Annotated in this window: 1 protein-coding gene; it reads right to left on the bottom strand. The window is 32.5% G+C overall.

Annotated features, from left to right (window positions below; translation table 11 throughout):
• Positions 1–941 (bottom strand): transposase (locus J2Z80_RS14890; RefSeq protein WP_209455073.1); only part of this gene is annotated, 941 nt, incomplete at its 3' end.
• Positions 942–1,049 lie beyond the last annotated feature (108 nt).

Here is a 1,049-nt window from a genome sequence, read left to right as displayed (position 1 = left end):
GCATAGTATTTTTCTTCTGCAACAATTAGTATTTTTTCTTTTTCATTTGTTTTTTTCTTTCTCCAATTGCGCATGCAATCTATTTCAGATTGCACTGACCCCTGCTTTTTACGCCAACTTAAAAATGCATAAAATAGTGTATGGGCAAATACACATAACATCATGTGTATATATGCAGCATTTTCAGCATATTCCCCACTTCTCCTTGGAAGATGCTTTAAATAAGAAGCTTGTTTTAATTCTCTGAATCCTTGGTTCTCTATTAGCGATCTTAATCGATATTTTTTTGCAATCGCTGCTACATCTTCTTCTGCTGGTAAACTTGTTAATATTACTTTCTGTTTTTCTTTTGATATTTTTCTCCCTCTCCATGTTGTTATCACTACTGCATTTAATGCACTGCCATTCGTTTTTTTGTTACTTTTTACCCCTTTTGGGTTATATTCAAAATATGTTGTTAATCCATCTACACCGTAACCTTGGCATTTGTCTTTACCATATTCCCACTCAGCTAATGATCTATCTTTATAATTATTATATAATGCTATTGCATCTTCTCGTATTATCATCTTTGATTTTGCTGGAATAATGAAATCAATCCCTAGTTTGTGTTTTATTTCCCACATTTGAGCTCCATCTAAAAATCCTCGATCTGCTACTACAACTTTTATTCGTCCTTTTCCACAATTTCTTATTCCTTGTTCAACCATAGATAAAAGATAGTTGCTATCGCTTTCATTTGCTGGTACAATATTCATGGCAACAATTATTCGTGATTTGACTTCATAAAGTATGAATAACTTGAAGCCATGAATATATTTGTATTGGGAGGTGTCTTCTTCATCTCCTTCTTTTTTTCTTTTCGTTTTCCCGCATCCAGGAAAATCTGGTTTTGTTTCAATGATTGTTGAATCAAGTGCAAATGTACCGCTTAATAACATTCTTCTTAGTGAGTGTACACTATTATTAAAAGCTTCAATTACACTGTCTTTACTACATTTCTCAATATTGTCTAATAATGTAAACACATCCATGATGCATGGTTGTTT

The organism is Thermoanaerobacterium butyriciformans, from assembly GCF_017874545.1.
Lineage (GTDB): Bacteria > Bacillota > Thermoanaerobacteria > Thermoanaerobacterales > Thermoanaerobacteraceae > Thermoanaerobacterium > Thermoanaerobacterium butyriciformans.
This window is presented reverse-complemented; position numbering and strand designations above follow the sequence as displayed.